Genomic DNA, 14,561 nt, shown 5'->3' with positions numbered 1-14,561 from the left:
CCTCAGCCGCCCGCGGTCACCTGGTCCAACGGCAGCCACAGGGTGGTGTTGGTGGACGGGCCGACGTTCGTCTGGCGTACGCGAGTGAGCTCGGTGTCGGTCAGGGCCCGGTTCCAGACGCGGACCTCGTCGATGCCGCCGGTGAAGAACGCCCGGCTGTCCATGCGCTGGCCGATGTGCACGCCGAAGGGCGAGTTGCGGCTGACGGACCCGGCCACGTCGGCCGTGCTGAACGCCCTGCCGTCGATGAACAGGGTGAGCCGCCCGCCACCGCGGCGCAGAGCCAGATGGTGCCATCGGCCGTCGTTGTGCGCGGCGGTGGTGCTGACGGACGCCGACCGCACGGTCGTCGCGCCGCTGCGCACCGTCATCAGTCCGCGCACCCGGTTGCTCGCCGGTTCGCCGCGCAGCCAGAACTGGGGTTGGTTGCCGCCGATGCCGCCCATCCACAGCAGCGGCTGCTCGCCGGTCCCGCCGGTGTAGCGGAACCACAGGGAAGCGGTGAAGCTCCCGGTGCCGAGCTCCAGTTGATTGCGGAACGGCAGGCGTACGGCGTCGTTGGTGCCGTCGAAGGCCAGGGCGCCGCCGAACACGCCGGTCGTGGGCGAGGCCCCGCCGAGCACGCTCGCGCGCTGGGCGGACGGGGCGCGGTCGGCGGTGGTCGGATCGGCGCCGCGGCGTGGCGTGAGCCACTCCTGGTTGAAGCGGGCGAAGCGGATCTCGTCGCGGGCGTCCACGGTGCCGCCCTCGTACATCAGCCCCACCACGTCGCCACCGATGTCCACCATGTCGGAGTAGCCCGACCAGTCCTGGCTCACGACGGTGCCGCGGTCCACGCTCTCCCAGGTGTTGCCGCCGTCGTAGGAGGAGCGGATCATCAAGGTCCGGCGGCGGTCCGGGTCGCCGGGGCAGGACAGCAGCATGCGGCTGCCCAGTTGGAGCGTCGATCCCTGAACCTGTGGGGTGTACAGGCTCGGCAGGGGACGGAACCGGGTGGTGAAGCTGTCCCCGCCGTCCAGGCTGAGGGTCTGGGTGCGGTGGCCCAGATCGGTGCCGTCCTGCTCGCGACCGCTGACCAGGATGGCACCGTCGGTGCGCTCGGTGATGGTGACTTCGGACGGCTTCTGGTGGAAGGTGCCGTCGGTGGCGATGGGCCAGGAGTCGGTGGCACCGCGGCGCCAGGTGGTGCCGCCGTCGTCGCTGACGATGAGGGCCGCGTGATTGGTGGTGACCCGACTGCCGTTCCAGGTCTCGGCGTTGACGCCGAAGACCAGCCGGCCGGCGTGGCTGCCGCGGGTGAGCTGGATCCCGTGGACGGGGCCGGTGGCGTACCAGGAGTTCCAGTTGGCGGGCATGATCTGCGAGCTCAGGTTCCGCGGCTGTGTCCAGGTGCGGCCGTCGTTGTCGCTGTACTGGAGGTGGGGGCTGCGGCTGCACGGGACGGCACAGCTCGAACCGTCCGCGGTCGCCGGGTTGTGTGTCTGGGGGAGCAGGATGCGTCCGGTCACCCGGTTCACGATCGGGGCCGGGTTGCCGTGGGTGTTACCCGCGCCGTTGCTGACGACCTGGAGCGGACCCCACGTGCGACCGCCGTCGGTCGAGCGTTTCAGCACGATGTCGATGTCCCCGGCGTCACCGCAGGTGCCGTGACGGCCCTCGGCGAAAGCGAGGAGCGTGCCTTGGGTGGTCTGGACGACGGCAGGGATCCGGAAGCACGAGTAACCGCCAGGATCCTGGGACGCTCTGAAGATCACCTGCTGTTCGAAGAGCGGTGCGGCCTTGGCGGGTTGGGCGTGCGCGGGGCCCGCCAGGGCCGCTGTGGTCGCCATGACCACGCCTGCGGCGAGGTCGGCCTTCAGATGTGCGCGAAACCTCGACGGCATGAATGGCCCTTCGTTGTGCCTCTCGTCCGAACATCTGATGTCCAAGTTATTACCGTTTGGTAGTGTTTGACGTCGGTGACACGCCGAGGGGGAGGCGATGAGGACCCGCGAGGGCGTCATCCGCCACAGGCGGAGCGGATCTTGTGGAACGTGCTCAGATACCGGGCGTGGTAGGCCGCGCTGGTGATCCGCACGATCGCCTCGTCGGCCGAGCGCAGTGACGACCCGGTGAGGTTGGCGCTCCCCGTGTAAACGCGCGGGGTGGTGGCGCCGTTGAAGTCGCCGTCGATCAGGATCTGCTTGTTGTGCGGACGGACGTCGATTCCGGGTCCGTTGGGAATACGGCATCTGCGGTGCTGGATGCCCGCGGCGTTCAGCCGAGTGGTGATCGCGGAGTCACTGTCGCCGTAGACGATGTCGATCCAGCAACCCCGTCCGCGTAGCTGGGCCAGTTTGTCGGCGACCTGGCGGCGCGAGCCGAAGAAGCTGTGCGTCACGATCCGGATGGCGCTCTGGTGCCGCAGCCCGTCCGTACCGGTGTAGGTGCAGGTGACCTCGTCGAGCACGTTGACGACGGTGTCCGTGGCCGGGTTGTTGTACGACGCGTCACCGCGCGGGAAGAAGTAGCCGCGGTAGGTCGAGCCGGTCGGTGTGGAGAAGTACGCGTTGTTGTCGCCGCGGGCGAGGGTGCGCCCACGGCGGAGCTGCTCGTGGTAGGAGGCGTAGCCGTTGTAGACCGTGCTGTCCGTGAAGGTGACGGCGTCGTTGAAGGACTCGACCTTGTACCAGTCGGAGAGGTTCGAGGAGGTCTGGAAGACGACCCTCGAATAGCTGGTGCCGTCGTCGAAGGGCCCGATCCGCGAGAAGAGGAAGAACTTGTTGTGGTTGTACGCCGGTTGGGGCGGGGCCACGGCAAGGCAGCCGCGCTGGACGTCGTCCACGCCGTCGGCGTCCTCGAATCTGTCGTCGCAGACGACGATCCAGGAACGCGCGTCCGTGTTGGTGCCCAGCGCGGACCTGAGGGACCGGAAGGCCGCGTTCGTGAACTCGGTGCCGCCGGGACTCACGTAGGTCGAGTCGTCGACGATGAGTCTGACGTCGACGCCGCGGCGGTGAGCGGCGATCAGGGCGTTCGCCACCTCCTGATCCATGAACTCGTGCATCGCGCCGCGGATCTGCGCCCCGGCCGGCGTCGCCTCGATCAACCGGACGAGCTGAGTGAAGACCGCCTTCTGCTGCGCCGCCGTGCCCAGTGGGTCATTGAACACGGGCCCGTTGACGACCGGTTTGGTCAGTGCGGCGGCCGGAGTGGCACCGCCGATGAGAAGCGCGGTGAGCAGGGACAGGACAGCAGCGACGGCGAGGGGCGTGACACGTGCGCGCGGGAAGATCACAGACCGAGATTTCCTTGCCGCAAACCGACACTGTCTGATCGTGTGTCACATTCACACGGACGGAGCACAGGGCCGCACTCCGTATCCGGCCGGGGCTTGCTCCCGCACTGCACCCACTAGCTCTGCGTGACGTCCTTGACGAACATGATCCCGTCGATCGCCGTGAGGTGGGCCGGGTCGAGCGGGGCGTAGCCGAACCAGGGGGATACGCGGGGCGCGGGGCGTGCGTCGCCACCGGTGCCGGTGAGCCGGGCGGGGTCGAGGAGGGAGCTTTGCCTCGGGAGGTCGTACAGCAGCCCTTCCACGGTGTCCGGCGGCGGTGTGCCGACTCCCCGGTGGGGGATCGTGCCGAGGGCCGTGGCCACGAAGGCGTAGTCCTCGCCGAGTTGGGTGTGCACCAACGCGCCGGCGCTCCACCACTCCAGCCTGCTTCCGCCCATCCGCATCGAGCTCTTCTCCCGCTGGAGATGGGAGTTGTGGGCGTGGACGAACACCGGACCTCGGTCGGCGAGGGCCAAGAGGTTGTCGGCCATCATCTGGTCCCGCACGCTCACCAGCCGGGTCATGCGGGCGGGTGAGGTGTCCGCCATCCAGTGGTGGTAGCGCAGCAGGCCGGTGGCGGTGCGGGCGAACAGGCGGGCCCGTTCCCATTCCGCCGGTGAGGACTCCGCGAGCAGGTGCGGCATGTGCTCGCTCAGCAGCGCAGCCATGTCGTCGGCGATCAGGCGCAGCTCCCCGGCCTCCGCCGAGCGCCCCATCGACCGGGACGGATCCATCATCGCGGCGCGGTCGGTCCACCCGTCGTCGGTGCCGAGCAGACGGTCGAGTGTGTCCGCGGCGCAGGGCAGCAGGTCCGCGTCCACCCGGGCCGAGAGGTAGCCGTGGAGTGCGGTGAGGGCCTGCCGGGGGCTCGCCGCGTGTGTGATCTCCAGAGGGCCGTCGAAACCGGCGAAGCGGAGCTGCTCGGGCGCGGGCCGGCCGTCGTTGTAGGCACGCATCCAGCGCACGAGCTCGCGGTTGCCCGCGAAGGCGCCCCAGCCGTGGCTGATTCCGAGCTCCATGGCCGCGTCGAGTGTGCCGGTGCCCGAGGTGACGTGGTCGTCCACGACCAGGCCCATCAGGCAGTCGCTCTCGATCGCGATCGTCCGGTATCCCTCCTGCTCGACCAACTGCCGGAAGAGGTCGTTGCGCAGATGGAGCAGAGCGTCCTCGCCGTGGGTGGGCTCGCCCAGGGCGAGCAGCCGGGGGCGAGACGGGAGAAGCCCCATGACGGAGGCGGCCTCGACGGCACGGGCGGTGTCCTTGATGTCGGTTGCCATGCCTTCAACGGTATCGTTGAACCCCCGGTTGAAACTTTGCCGCGATATCGTCCACCCCATGGGGCAAAACCTTCAAAACGCGGGTCGGCTCAGGCCGGTTGATCTGGCGCGCGGGCACGGTCTGTCCACGCAGGCCGTCCGGAACTACGAGGAGGCCGGCATCCTTCCGGCCGCCGACCGCACGCCCCACGGCTATCGCACCTACACCTCGCTCCACGCGGGCGCACTGCGCGCGTTCCTCGCCCTGGTGCCCGGCCACGGCCACCGGACGGCGACGTCGATCATGCGGGCCGTGAACCAGGGGCTCGTCGATGAGGCCTTCCACCTCATCGACGAGAGTCACGTCCAACTCCGCGACGATCGGCGCACCCTCCAGGCGGTGGAGAGCGCCCTGCGCGACCTGGAGCGCGGGGCGGCGCCCGAGTTCGGCACGGTGTCCGCCGCGGGTTCCGATCCGGCAGAGGTGTCCGGGCCCGGCGGCACCTTCATCGGGCCGCTTGCCCAGGCGCTCGGGATCCGGCCCGCGACCCTGCGCAAATGGGAGCGCGCGGGACTGGTGCACCCGCGCCGCGACCCGCGGACCGGCTACCGCGTCTACGACGAGGCGGACGTACGGGACGCCCGGCTCGCCCACCAGCTCAGGCGGGGCGGCTATCTGCTGGAGCACATCGCCCCGTTGATCACCCAGGTGCGGTCGGCCGGCGGACTGGGGCCGCTGGAGGCCGCACTGTCGGACTGGCGCGACCGGCTGACCGCCCGCGGGCGGGCGATGCTGAGGGGTGCCGCGGAGCTGGAGGAGTACCTCCGCGAGCGCGGCTGATCGGGGGCGTGGCACTTCAAATTCTGGTGAACCGTTGGCCGACCACACGTGCCCAGGCCGCCAACAGCGTCGACGGCCGCCCCTCCACGCCGTGGTCCGCACCCAGAGCAAGGGCCGGTTTCCCCGCCGTCACCCCGTCGAGATGACCTGAAACCGGCCCGCGCCCGCCCACCCGACCGGTCCATACCAGTGGCAGTCGCACCGGCGGAGCGCAGCCGTCCGCCGAAACGGTGCTTCCCTCTCCCACCTGGGCGGCAGAGCCCGAAGGGGCCCCGGCGGAGGTCCGTGACCCACCGTCGAGCACACGGTCCAGGGGGCGCGACCCATCCCTGTGCACCTGCGTTTTTCCGTCAGGTTCCGCAGCAAGAGCACGAAAGCTCCACAGATACATCACTATTTGACGCGACGAATGCGTCGACGACCGGTCTCTGAGGGGGAAGCCGGCGTCACGCGCGGGGGTGCGTCCGCTCAGCGGAGCAGTACTCACCCCTGCCCGGGGAGGGGACAGCACCGCATGAAGCGGACCTTACGCACCACGCTGCTGACGACGGGTGTGCTCATAGCCGCCTTCGGCCTGCCGGCCGCACCGGCATCGGCCGAGCCGTCGCCCCGCATCGACCTGCGCGTGCTCATAGTCAGCGACGGCGGCCCGGCCACCGACGCCATAGCCGCCGAACTGGATGCCGCGGGAACGCCGTACACGGAGATCGACCTCACCCGGTCCGACCGCCCCGTGATCGACGCCGGCTACCTCTCGGACACCGTGGACGGCCACGACCGCGCCAAGTTCCAGGCGGTCGTCCTGCCGAACGACAACCCGTTCCCGGCGAACTCGACCGAGATGGCCGCGCTCATGGCGTACGAGACGGCCTTCGACATCCCGCAGGTCGACGCGTACACCTACGCCCGCCCCGAGGCAGGCCTGCAGTACCCCGTTTACGGCGGATACGCCGGCAGCGTCGACGGAGTGCAGGCCCAGGTGACGGACGCCGGGCGGGCAGGCCCGTTCGGCTACCTCGACGGACCGGTGCCGTTCGAGGACAACTCGCCGACCGTCGGCGAGAGTTACGCCTTCCTGTCGACGCCGATGACGGGCGCCGACTTCACCCCGTACGTCCAGGCCCCGATCCCGGGCACGGCCAAGCAGGGCTCCCTGGTGGGGGAGTACCGGCACGACGGGCGGCGTGAACTCGTCGTCACGTTCGTCTACAACCAGTACCAGCAGCAGTTCCGGCTTCTGGCCCGCGGCATCGTCGAGTGGATGACCGGCGGCGTCCACCTCGGCTCCTCCCGCAACTACTTCGCCGTGCACGTGGACGACGTGTTCGCCGGTGACGACCGGTGGAACTCCACCCTCAACTGCACACCCGGCGACGTGGACTGCACGGACCCGAACGCCACGCCCGACCCGATCAGGATGACGCCCGCCGACGTCGACCGCGCCGTCGCCTGGCAGCGCGAGCGAGGCATCACCCTCGACCTCGCCTACAACGGCGCCGGCAGCGTCGACCACCGCGAGGACAACAACGGAGCCGACCCGCTGGCCGACCGGTTCCTCGCCGAACGGGCCGAGTTCCGGTGGATCAACCACACCTACACACACGCCTTCCTCGGCTGCCAGCAGGACACCACGGCGGTGCCGTGGCGGTGCGCCACCAACGCCGACGGCAGCACCAAGTGGGTCAGCCGCAACGACGTCGCCGACGAGATCGCTCACAACACCGCCTGGGGGCGGTCGGCCGGACTGCCGCTGGACGACGACGAGTTGGTGACCGGTGAGCACTCCGGACTGCGGGTGCTGCCGCAGCAGCCTGCCGACAACCCCAACCTGGCGCTCGCCCTCGCCGACAACGGCATCGACTGGCTCGGCTCGGACAACTCCCGCGAGCCCGCCCAGCGGCAGGTCGGCCCCGCCACCACCATCCCGCGCTACCCGATGAACATCTTCTACAACGCGGGCCGGGCGGCCGAGCAGGTCGACGAGTACAACTGGATCTACACCAGCCGCGCCCAGGGCGGCAGCGGCATCTGCGAGGACAACCCGGCCACCACGACCTGCCTGGCCGAGCCCCTCGACACGGCGACCGGCTACACGCAGTACATCGTGCCCCTGGAGCGGCAGATCGCGCTCGGCCACGTCCTCGGCAACGACCCCAAGCCGCACTTCATCCATCAGTCCAACCTGGCCGAGGACCGGATCGCCTACCCCGTCCTGGACGGCATGCTCGACACCTACGGCACGCTGTTCGCGCAGAACACGCCGGTGGTCAACCTGAGAATGAAGGACATCGGCAACGAGCTGAAGCGGCGTGCCTCGTGGCGGACCGCGGTGGCCGACGGACAGGTCACCGCCTACCGGATCGGCGGCACCGTCACGATCGAGAGCCCCGCCGGTGTCGACGTCCCCGCGACGATGCCCGAGGGCACCACGCGGGCCGGCTCCGCCTTCGGCGGCGCGTACGCGGGCGAACGGTCCGGGTGGACCGGCCAGACCGCCACGCCGCTCACCCTCACCCTGCCGCAGTCCGCGGCATCCTCCACGGCCGCCGGCCCGGACGGTTCCGCGCCGGCCACCGACCCGGCACCGGACGCCCGCGTGCCCGAGGGCGTGGCCGAGCCCGTCTCTCCCGCGGGGAGCTGACCGGGGTCCACCGGCAGCGAGGTCCCGGCCGCCCATCGGCGCGCCGGGACCGGTACCCCTCCTCACACTTCGGCCGTGGAGCACATCAATGCACGTTCACCACGGCGCGCGACGCAACGCCGCCTCGCGCGTCACCCTGCTCACCGAAGGCACCTACCCGCACAGTCACGGGGGTGTGAGCGTCTGGTGCGACCAGCTCGTCACCGGCATGCCCGACATCGAGTTCGACGTCATCGCCGTCACCGGCACCGGACGGGAGTCGATCGTGTGGGATCTTCCTGACCATGTCCGCGGCGTCCTGTCCGTCCCCATGTGGGGCGCGGCTCCCGAGGGCCGGCCGCCGCGCGGCCGGTCGCGCAGGCAACTCGCCGGCGCCTACGAGCGGTTCCTGACCGCGCTCGTCGACCCCGGCGCCGAGGACGGCTTCGCACCCGCCCTGCACACCCTGGCGCGCGCGGCGGCGGCCGGCGAGCTCAGCCCTTTCCTGCGGGGCGACGCCGCGATCGCGATCCTGACCTCCGTATGGACACGCCCCGGGCTCGCCGTGCGTGAGGCGCGGCCGACGCTGCACGACGCGCTCACCGCCACCGCTCTGCTCGAACACGCGCTGCGCCCGCTGGCCGCGCCGCCCCCACAGGACGGCGTCGCGCACGCCGTCAGCGGCGGCGTCGCCGTCCTGCCGGGGCTCGCGGCACGGGAGCGGTACGGGGTTCCGCTGCTGCTCACCGAGCACGGGGTGTATCTGCGTGAGCGCTACCTCGGCTATCGCACCGCGCCCTACCGCTGGCCGGTGAAGGCGGTGGTGCTCGGCTTCTTCCGGCTGCTGGCGGAGGAGAGTTACCGTCAGGCGGCGCTGATCACCCCCGGCAACCGCTACAACCGGCTCTGGGAGGAGCAGGGCGGCGCCGACCCGGAGTCGATACGCACCGTCTACAACGGCGTCGATCCGGCCGCCTTCCCGCCGGCCGGCCCGGAGCCGGAGTCGCTCACCCTGAGCTGGGCCGGACGGGTCGACCCGATCAAGGACCTGGAGACCCTGATCCGCGCCTTCGCCCTCGTCCGGGAGCAACTCCCCGACGTACGGCTGCGGTTGTTCGGGGGCACCCCTCGGGGCGGTGAGGGATACCGCGAACGCTGCGAGGCCCTGGCCGCCGAGCTGGGGCACGGCGACGCGGTGACCTTCGAGGGCCGCGTGGAGGACATCAAGGACGCCTACGCGGCCGGCAACGTGGTGATGCTGTCCAGCATCAGCGAGGGCTTCCCCTTCACGCTGATCGAGGCCATGTCATGCGGCCGGGCGACCGTGTCCACCGACGTCGGCGGCGTGCGCGAGGCCGTCGGCGACACCGGGCTCGTGGTGCCGCCGCGCGACCCGGCCTCCATGGCCGCCGCCGCGCTGGAGCTGCTGGGTGATCCCGTGCGGCGCCGGGCCATGGGAGAAGCGGCGCGGCTGCGGGTGATCGAGCAGTTCACCCTGCGGCAGACCATCGACACGTTCCGCGCCATCTACCACGAACTGGCCGCAGGCAAGGTCGAGTTGCCCGCCAGAGTGGTGCTGCCGTCTCCGGCGGTCAGCGGCACGGGGAGCCTGACCGGATGAGCGGTCCGATATCCCTCGAACCCGGAGGTGCCGAGCGGGACACGCTGGCCCTGCGGCTGGCCGAACCCCGCCCGCCGCGCCGGCGCCCGCGCTGGGCCCTGGACGACGCCACGCTCGCGATCCGGCTGCCCGGCCGGGGTCCTGACGAGGAGGCGATCAGCACGCTGGCCGCCGAACTCGCCGACGCCATCGGCCCCGCCGTCCATCCCTACGAGGTGGCGGCACTGCTGGAGGCCGAGGGCCTGTCCGCCTCGCTGATCAAGGAGCGGTACGGGCACCCGAACCTGTTCTCGCTGGCGACCGCGCTGTACGAGCGGGTGCCCCGCACGTTCCCCGAGCCGCCGCCCGCGACCGACCCCTGGCGGCCCGACACACTGCGCTGCCTGCTGCGCGGCGTGCTGTTCGCGCTGCCGGCCCTGGCCTACCTGCTGACCGCGCCGCTGTGGTCGCTCGACCGGCACGCCCCCGTGCTGATCGTGGCGGGCACCGCCTCGTGGGCCTGGGGGCAGGCACTCGGCCACCGCGCGCACCTGCGGCTGGTGGCGGGACGCCGGGAGGCGTCCGGCACATTGCTGAGCGGGTCGCTGCTGGGTGCCGCGATGGCCACGTCGCTCGCCGTGCTGCCCGCCGACACCCCCGTGGCCGTCGGGGCGGCGGCCGCCCAGTCCCTGTACCTGGCCGCGGCGAGCGTGCTGCTGGTCCTGGCCCGGGAGCGGCTGCTGCTGGCCGCCCTCAGCCCACTCATCGCGGGCGCCGCGGCACTGCCCTGGTGGGAGCCCGGGCCGGAACTGCGGGCCGGGCTGCCCCTGCTGGCGCTCCTGGCCACGCTTGCGGCCGCGGGCTGGGTCCTGAGGAAGGGCCGCGCCGGCCCGGCAGCATCCGACGCCGCGCGGCCCCGGCTGCTCGCGTCCGTCCCGTACGGCCTGTTCGGGCTGGCCGCGGCGGTGCTCGTCATGCTGGAGGGCCGGCGGCAGCCGTACATGGTGATCGCCCTGACCCTGAGCATGGGCCCCGCCGAGTGGCTGCTGTACCGCTACCGCGGCTGGTCGGTCGCCGCGCTGCGGGCCAGCGCGACCCCCGTCGGATTCCTGCTGCGCTCGGCCGCCGTCCTCGGACTGTGCCTGTCCGCCTACCTGCTGCTGTTGTTGCCGGCCGCCCTGCTCACCGGCTCCGACCCGGCCGCACCGCTGCTGCTCGCCGCAGTGCTGTGGACCGCCCTGCTGCTCCAGGCGTTCGGCGTGGCCTGGCCACCCGCGCTGCTCTGCCTGGCCGCCGCCGGCGCGGCCGCAGCGGTGACCCTCCTGGACCTGCCACCAGGACCTGCCGTACTGCCCGCGGCCTGCGCCGTGGCCGCCGTCTGTCTCGCGGCGTGCGCGATACGCCGCCTCGGCCGGCCCTCCCCGCACGCCTGACCACGCGAATGATCCCCGACCGGACCGCAAGGTCCTCCACACGTCTGACCACGCGCACGATCCCGATCGGACCGCAGACCGGCACCCGCTGGGCGCCGGGGCTCCCGTCCGGCAACGACTATGAAGGGACCAAGAGTTGACCTCCGCACCGCTCGCCGCCGTCACCGGAGCCGAAGGCTTCATCGGCTCGCATCTCACCGAGGCGCTCGTCGCCCGCGGTCACCGCGTCAGGGCCATGGCCCAGTACAACTCGTTCTCCTCCTACGGGTGGCTGGAGACCCTGCCCGCCGATGTCCTGGACCAGGTGGAGATCGTCCTCGGTGACGTACGCGACCCCGGCTCGGTGCGCGGCCTGCTCGACGGCGCCGACTGCGCCTACCATCTCGCCGCGCTCATCGCGATCCCGTACTCCTACCAGGCGCCGCACAGCTACGTGGACACCAACGTCACCGGCACGCTCAACGTGCTCGAAGCGGTGCGCGCGCTTCAGACCCCGCGCCTGGTGCACACCTCGACCAGCGAGACGTACGGCACCGCACAGACCGTGCCGATCACCGAGGACCACCCCATCAACACCCAGTCGCCGTACGCCGCTTCGAAGGCGGGCGGCGACCGGCTGGCCGACAGCTACCACGCCAGCTTCGGCACGCCCGTGGTGACGCTGCGGCCGTTCAACACCTTCGGCCCGCGCCAGTCGATGCGCGCGGTGATCCCCACCGTCATCGGCCAGGTGGCGGCCGGGCAGCGCACCATCACGCTCGGCGACCTGCGCCCCACCCGGGACTTCACCTTCGTCGAGGACACCGCGCGGGCGTTCCTCGCGGTCGGCACCGCGCCGGCGGACCAGGTGGTGGGCCGCACCTTCAACGCCGGGACCGGAGGCGAGATCTCCGTCGGTGACCTGGTCGCGCTCATCGGCAAGGTCATGGACGCCCCGCTCGACGTCCGCGAGGACTCCGCGCGCCTGAGGCCCGCGGCATCCGAGGTGATGCGGCTCGTCGCCGACGCCACCCGGCTGACCGCGGCGACCGGCTGGCGGCCCGGCAGCACGCTGGAGGAAGGGCTCGCACGCACCGCGCAGTGGTTCACCGACCCGGCCAACCTGGCCCGCTACAAGACCGGCATCTACAACATCTGACCCGACCGGCACGCACCGCAGGAGGTATGCCATGCACGCAGTGATCCTGGCCGGGGGGAAGGGCGTGAGGCTGCGGCCGTACACGACCGCGCTGCCCAAGCCACTCGTCCCCATCGGCGACCAGCACGCGATCCTGGAGATCGTGCTGCGTCAGTTGTCCACGGCCGGCTTCACCCGCTGCACCATCGCCATCGGTCACCTGGGGGAGATCATCCGCGCCTATGTCGGCGACGGGACCCAATGGGGTCTGAGCGTCGACTACGCCACCGAGGAGAGCCCGCTGGGCACCATGGGCCCGCTGCTGACCCTGCGCGACCGGCTGCCCGAGCACTTCCTGGTCATGAACGGCGACATCCTCACCGACCTCGACTACGCCGACGTGCTGCGCACGCACGAGGCGTCCGGCACGCCCCTGACCATCGCGACGTACGCCCGCAAGGTGCACATCGACTTCGGGGTGCTGACCACCGACGCCAGCCGGGTGGTCGCCTTCACCGAGAAGCCCAGCATCGACTACCGGGTCTCCATGGGCGTCTACGGTGTCTCCCGCACCACTCTCGACCACTACACCCCCGGGCTGCCGCTCGGCTTCGACGAGCTGGTGATGGACCTGCTCGCGGCCGAACGCCCCCCGCACGCCTACGAGTTCGACGGCTACTGGCTGGACATCGGCCGCCCCGACGACTACGACCGGGCCAACGCGGAGTTCACCAGCCGCAAGTCGCTCCTGCTCAAGGGAGCCTGAGGAGAGCCATGCACATCCTCGTACTCGGCGCCACCGGCTACCTGGGCGCGCACGTCGCCGAGCACCTGCGCACCCTGCCGGACGCGCGGGTCCTCGTCGCCGGCCGCTCGCCCAGCGCCGACGTCACCGTGGACCTCGCCGCCGACCGCCCGCAGGACCTGACGGCCGCGTTGGCCGAGGCCGCGCCCGACGCCGTCGTCAACTGCGCGGGCGCGACCGGCGGCGACGCCGTCACCCTCGCGGAGGTGAACGCCCGTGGGCCCGCCATGCTGTGCTCGGCCCTGCGGGCGGCGGCGCCGGGAGCCCGCCTGGTCCATCTGGGCTCGGCCGCCGAGTACGGGCCCACCGAGCCCGGAGTGCGGGTGACGGAATCGGCGGCGACCCGGCCGACGGGCCCGTACGGCGCGACCAAGCTGGCGGGCACGGTGGCCGTGACGGCGTCCGGGCTGGACGCGACGGTGCTCAGGGTGGGGAACCCGGTGGGCGCGGGGGCCCCGTCCACCGGGCTGCCCGGCCGGGTCGCGCGCATGCTCGCCGACGCCGGGGACGACCCGGACGCGGAGCTGCGGCTCGGCGACCTGTCCGCGCACCGCGACTTCGTGGACGCACGCGATGTGGCGCGGGCCGCCCAATTGGCGGTCACGGCCACAGGACCACTGCCACCCGTGCTGAACATCGGCGGCGGCGACGCCCGCCCGGTCCGCGACCTGGTGCGCACGCTCGCGGAAGCGGCCGGTTTCCGGGGCCGGGTCGTCGAGGCAGGGGCCGGCGGATCCGCCCGGTCCGCGCAGGTGTCGTGGCAGTGCTCGGACATCACCGCGGCCCACGACGCCCTCGACTGGACACCGGTGCACAGCCTCGACGCATCCGTGACGGCACTGTGGGCGGCTGCCCGTCCCGGGCAGCGCACCGCCGAGGGGGTACCGGCGCGGTGAGCCTGCTGATCCCGCTGTACGTGCATCCGGCCGAGGACCCGGGCGCCTGGCACCGGCTCATCACCTGCGCCGCGCGCACCTACGCCGTCGTACTGAACCCTGCGAACGGACCCGGCCGGGCCCCGGACCCGGCGTTCGCCACGGCGGCCAAGGCACTGCGCACAGCGGGGGCCCGCGTGCTGGGGTACCTCGACACGGACTACGGCGCCCGCGACCCCGCTGAGATCACCGAGGATCTGCGCCGGCACAAGGAGTGGTACGCCGTCGACGGCTGCTTCCTGGACCAGGTGCCGGCGGCCCCGCACGGGCTGCCGGACTGCCGACGCCTGGTCCGCTCCGTGCGCAGGCTCGGCGCCTCGACGGTCGTCCTCAACCCCGGCGTCCATCCCGCGCCGGGCTACGCCCGGCTGGCCGACCTGACGGTCACCTTCGAAGGGCACTGGTCGAGATACGTGTCGGACTTCAGCCGCCCCTCATGGACCGAGCGGCTGCCCGCCGAGCGGCTGTGCCACCTGGTCTACGGCGTTCCGGAACCGCTCGTGCCGCTCGCCATGCGGACGGCGGGGGAGCGGGGCGCGGGAGTGTCCGGGCCGGTCACGGGAGACCTGCCCAACCCCTGGTCGCAGCTCACGCCCGCGCTGGCGGAGGCGGGCCGGTGAGGCGGGCGGTCCCGG

The 14,561-nt window shown here is 71.8% G+C and carries 11 protein-coding genes; 8 read left to right on the top strand and 3 right to left on the bottom strand.

Annotation, left to right across the window (positions count from 1 at the left end; translation table 11 throughout):
• Positions 1-2 precede the first annotated feature (2 nt).
• From ACZ69Q_RS30625 to ACZ69Q_RS30615, 3 genes are all read right to left on the bottom strand, one after another.
• Positions 3-1,883, bottom strand: coding sequence for an exo-alpha-sialidase (locus tag ACZ69Q_RS30625; RefSeq protein ID WP_471047829.1), 1,881 nt, complete (start codon positions 1,881-1,883; stop codon positions 3-5).
• Positions 1,884-1,999: 116 nt separating this feature from the next.
• Positions 2,000-3,277 (bottom strand): phospholipase D-like domain-containing protein, encoded by a 1,278-nt coding sequence (locus ACZ69Q_RS30620; protein WP_471047826.1) that lies wholly within the window; start codon positions 3,275-3,277, stop codon positions 2,000-2,002.
• 116 nt (positions 3,278-3,393) lie between these two features.
• Positions 3,394-4,596 carry an erythromycin esterase family protein gene (locus tag ACZ69Q_RS30615; RefSeq protein WP_471047823.1) on the bottom strand — a complete coding sequence of 401 codons (1,203 nt, stop codon included), beginning with the start codon at positions 4,594-4,596 and terminating at the stop codon, positions 3,394-3,396.
• A gap of 58 nt (positions 4,597-4,654) precedes the next feature.
• Between ACZ69Q_RS30615 and ACZ69Q_RS30610 the strand changes: the two genes are divergently transcribed.
• The 8 genes from ACZ69Q_RS30610 (at position 4,655) to ACZ69Q_RS30575 (ending at position 14,546) form a co-directional block, all read left to right on the top strand.
• Positions 4,655-5,416 (top strand): TioE family transcriptional regulator, encoded by a 762-nt coding sequence (locus ACZ69Q_RS30610; protein WP_471047820.1) that lies wholly within the window; start codon positions 4,655-4,657, stop codon positions 5,414-5,416.
• A gap of 514 nt (positions 5,417-5,930) precedes the next feature.
• A complete protein-coding gene (locus ACZ69Q_RS30605) occupies positions 5,931-8,057 on the top strand; it encodes a hypothetical protein (protein WP_471047817.1) in 2,127 nt (708 codons plus the stop codon).
• An 88-nt stretch (positions 8,058-8,145) separates the two neighbouring features.
• Positions 8,146-9,657 (top strand): GT4 family glycosyltransferase PelF, encoded by a 1,512-nt coding sequence (pelF, locus tag ACZ69Q_RS30600; protein ID WP_471047814.1) that lies wholly within the window; start codon positions 8,146-8,148, stop codon positions 9,655-9,657.
• Positions 9,654-11,069 carry a hypothetical protein gene (locus tag ACZ69Q_RS30595; protein WP_471047811.1) on the top strand — a complete coding sequence of 472 codons (1,416 nt, stop codon included), beginning with the start codon at positions 9,654-9,656 and terminating at the stop codon, positions 11,067-11,069. Before pelF ends, ACZ69Q_RS30595 begins: the two co-directional genes overlap by 4 nt.
• Positions 11,070-11,205: 136 nt before the next feature.
• Positions 11,206-12,207 carry a GDP-mannose 4,6-dehydratase gene (locus ACZ69Q_RS30590; protein ID WP_471047807.1) on the top strand — a complete coding sequence of 334 codons (1,002 nt, stop codon included), beginning with the start codon at positions 11,206-11,208 and terminating at the stop codon, positions 12,205-12,207.
• Positions 12,208-12,238: 31 nt separating this feature from the next.
• The gene (locus ACZ69Q_RS30585; protein WP_471047804.1) at positions 12,239-12,952 is read left to right on the top strand and encodes a nucleotidyltransferase family protein; all 714 of its coding nucleotides are present in this window, start codon (positions 12,239-12,241) and stop codon (positions 12,950-12,952) included.
• Between the two features lie 8 nt (positions 12,953-12,960).
• Positions 12,961-13,887 (top strand): NAD-dependent epimerase/dehydratase family protein, encoded by a 927-nt coding sequence (locus ACZ69Q_RS30580; RefSeq protein WP_471047801.1) that lies wholly within the window; start codon positions 12,961-12,963, stop codon positions 13,885-13,887.
• On the top strand, positions 13,884-14,546 hold the full coding sequence (locus ACZ69Q_RS30575) for a spherulation-specific family 4 protein (RefSeq protein ID WP_471047798.1): 663 nt from the start codon (positions 13,884-13,886) through the stop codon (positions 14,544-14,546). Before ACZ69Q_RS30580 ends, ACZ69Q_RS30575 begins: the two co-directional genes overlap by 4 nt.
• The last annotated feature ends 15 nt before the right edge of the window (positions 14,547-14,561 follow it).

The organism is Streptomyces sp. NPDC036764, from assembly GCF_055609385.1.
This window is presented reverse-complemented; position numbering and strand designations above follow the sequence as displayed.

What these genes read in the sequence shown, in the direction of transcription:
- ACZ69Q_RS30625 (WP_471047829.1), bottom strand. Translation starts at nt 1,883, where the DNA reads ATGCCGTCGAGGTTTCGCGCACATCTGAAGGCCGACCTCGCCGCAGGC.
- ACZ69Q_RS30615 (WP_471047823.1), bottom strand. Translation starts at nt 4,596, where the DNA reads ATGGCAACCGACATCAAGGACACCGCCCGTGCCGTCGAGGCCGCCTCC.
- ACZ69Q_RS30610 (WP_471047820.1), top strand. Translation starts at nt 4,655, where the DNA reads ATGGGGCAAAACCTTCAAAACGCGGGTCGGCTCAGGCCGGTTGATCTG.
- ACZ69Q_RS30605 (WP_471047817.1), top strand. Translation starts at nt 5,931, where the DNA reads ATGAAGCGGACCTTACGCACCACGCTGCTGACGACGGGTGTGCTCATA.
- pelF (WP_471047814.1), top strand. Translation starts at nt 8,146, where the DNA reads ATGCACGTTCACCACGGCGCGCGACGCAACGCCGCCTCGCGCGTCACC.
- ACZ69Q_RS30595 (WP_471047811.1), top strand. Translation starts at nt 9,654, where the DNA reads ATGAGCGGTCCGATATCCCTCGAACCCGGAGGTGCCGAGCGGGACACG.
- ACZ69Q_RS30585 (WP_471047804.1), top strand. Translation starts at nt 12,239, where the DNA reads ATGCACGCAGTGATCCTGGCCGGGGGGAAGGGCGTGAGGCTGCGGCCG.
- ACZ69Q_RS30580 (WP_471047801.1), top strand. Translation starts at nt 12,961, where the DNA reads ATGCACATCCTCGTACTCGGCGCCACCGGCTACCTGGGCGCGCACGTC.